General features: G+C 48.7%; 3 protein-coding genes. 2 read left to right on the top strand and 1 reads right to left on the bottom strand.

The genetic code is table 11. The annotated features are described in order from the left end of the window. Window positions 1-29 precede the first annotated feature (29 nt). Window positions 30-629: a DUF3800 domain-containing protein gene (locus BP727_RS00865; protein ID WP_286856877.1), complete on the top strand. Its 600-nt coding sequence runs from the start codon at window positions 30-32 to the stop codon at window positions 627-629. Between the two features lie 99 nt (window positions 630-728). Here the strand turns inward: BP727_RS00865 and BP727_RS13605 are convergent, their stop codons facing one another. Then, window positions 729-878, bottom strand: a complete 150-nt coding sequence (locus BP727_RS13605; protein WP_394339391.1) for a DUF6788 family protein — start codon at window positions 876-878, stop codon at window positions 729-731. A gap of 228 nt (window positions 879-1106) precedes the next feature. On the opposite strand from BP727_RS13605, the gene BP727_RS00855 reads away from it, so the two are divergent. Further along, on the top strand, window positions 1107-1376 hold a 270-nt coding region (locus BP727_RS00855; RefSeq protein ID WP_286856874.1), incomplete at its 3' end, for a MarR family transcriptional regulator.

The raw sequence follows: 1376 nt of genomic DNA, 5'->3' as shown, positions 1-1376 counted from the left end.
TTTTAGACCGCCATTGACACCTTGGTCGGCTGGGGTCTCGTGCCTCTAAAGAGGATCCGTATTTTGTTATAGCCACCCTAATTGTCAGAGATGACCTCCCTATCAAGAGATGTGTTAAGGACATACGAAGAAGGAAGATCAAAAAGAAATACAAGGTTAGATCGGAGTTGAAGTTCAGTAATTCCGACGAGACCATCAGAAGAAGAATCCTTGAGTGTGTGGGCAGAACCAATAATGACATTGCATTTGCCTTGCTGCGAAAATATCAGGTTGATGAGGATCTCAAAGATAAGCCGCAGGTGGTGTACAGCTATCTCTGCAAGCAACTACTCTACAGAATCATAAGCAAATATGAGATGGGCGGCACGATAAATATAATCGTAGATAGATCCCTCTATGGAGTCCAAAGAGAGAATTACGTTGAGGGCCGGATAGGTGTTCGCATACCTGCAAGTATAGAGGTCTCTCATGTCGATTCAAAACAGTGCCCATGTGTTCAGGCCATAGACTTCGTCGCCGGTGCAATAAGCCGTAGGTATAGAGACAATGACGACCAATACTACCAAAAAATCCAAAATAGAGTATCCGTAGTACTCGATTTCTTTGAACCGGATAAAAGAAAGCTGTAGCGAACCCCTCTCTACTTCGTCCCACCCGCCAATTGGCGGCCTCATTCTTTTCGAGAGGGACTTACAGCACTACAAATTATAATAGTTGAGTAGATCTATTTAAGACTTGGCATCAATGGTCGAGCATTGCTTTATTCTTTTCGTCTTCCTGTCCATCTTCCAGTTATGATACCAGTACGGCCCGTGCAGCTCTCCGCCGGGCCCGGCGCAGCGGCAGGAGGGGTTGCCGCACTTCACTTTCTGCAGCACGTAAGAGCCTCTGGCAGGCTCGACCTCCAGGACCTCGGCGCCCTTCTTCTCGGCCCGCTCCTGGGCCTCAATCTGGGCTTCGAGCTGCTCAATGGCGCGATCTATCCGGCCCTCTGCTCCGGAGCGCTTCCAGCCTATTTTTGAAGCCCTCGGAGTTCATGCCGTCTTATGTGTACTTTCTAATAGATAGTGAAATGTATATATACTATCTACGCAAGCTTAGACTTAATGCGTTTGAACCGAAACGAGATAAAAGCTCTGCTCCTGATAACCAGCTCAGAGAGCGTTCTCCGTCCTCTGGATATCAACGCCCATCTTGGTCTGCGGCGCGGGTCAGTGTCTCGAATAATCACCAATCTCAGGGATAAAGGACTGGTAGACCGAGAGAATTCGGAGATAGTCCTGGCCAAAGCCTCTCCAGCAGACAGCTTCAAGAGGCTCTACTATGCCCATCGGGCCTCTCCCTTCCTGCTTCTTCTCGCTGACGGACGGATTGAG

Origin of the sequence: Methanosaeta sp. UBA356, assembly GCF_002496465.1 — an archaeon.
GTDB lineage: Archaea > Halobacteriota > Methanosarcinia > Methanotrichales > Methanotrichaceae > Methanothrix > Methanothrix soehngenii.
Note: the sequence above shows the minus strand (reverse complement) of the source record. Positions and strands in the feature narration are given on the sequence as shown.